Annotated in this window: 1 protein-coding gene; it reads right to left on the bottom strand. The window is 54.0% G+C overall.

Annotated features, from left to right (window positions below):
- Nucleotides 1-537, bottom strand: a 537-nt coding sequence (locus ACTHUR_RS17555; RefSeq protein ID WP_440400004.1) for a LysO family transporter, incomplete at both ends; no start/stop codon positions are given.

Here is a 537-nt window from a genome sequence, read left to right as displayed (position 1 = left end):
GATGTATTCGGCGCGGCAGTTTTCTTTTACAAAGGGCAGGGCGGAGTCCATTGCCGCTGCGCCGGAAATGCCGATTGCCGCCATAGGCTGCTTTCGTCCGTAGAAATACAGGAAGACGATGCTGATCATTTCGCGGAAAAAATCGGTCATAAACGCTGCCGCACCCATTTCGGGCGATACCGCTTTTCCAACCATAGGACCCGAAAGGGAGAACCAGCCGAAACCGCCCGACAATACCAGGCTTTGGGCAAACGAATAGGGCGAACATAGCGAAAAAACGAAACACGCGGCGGCGGTTGCAGCAACGGTCAGAAGCGGCAGCAGGAAAATCCTACGTCCGAATCCGCCAAGCTGGAAATGAACCAAGTCCATGCCAACCATGAAAATCAGCAGATAGAGGATATGGGTGCTGTCGATGGGCAGATTGCCGACCTGTCGCCCGAAAAAGGCAAATGCCGCGACACCCAAACCGAAAAAAGCAAAGGCGGGGAAACAGCCGTGAAAGGGTTTGATAAAGATGCCCGATGGAGTGGGAGC

Source organism: Neisseria sp. P0021.S007, from assembly GCF_051956855.1.
The sequence above is the reverse complement of the archived record's forward strand: the minus strand, read 5'-3'. Positions and strand labels throughout refer to the sequence as shown.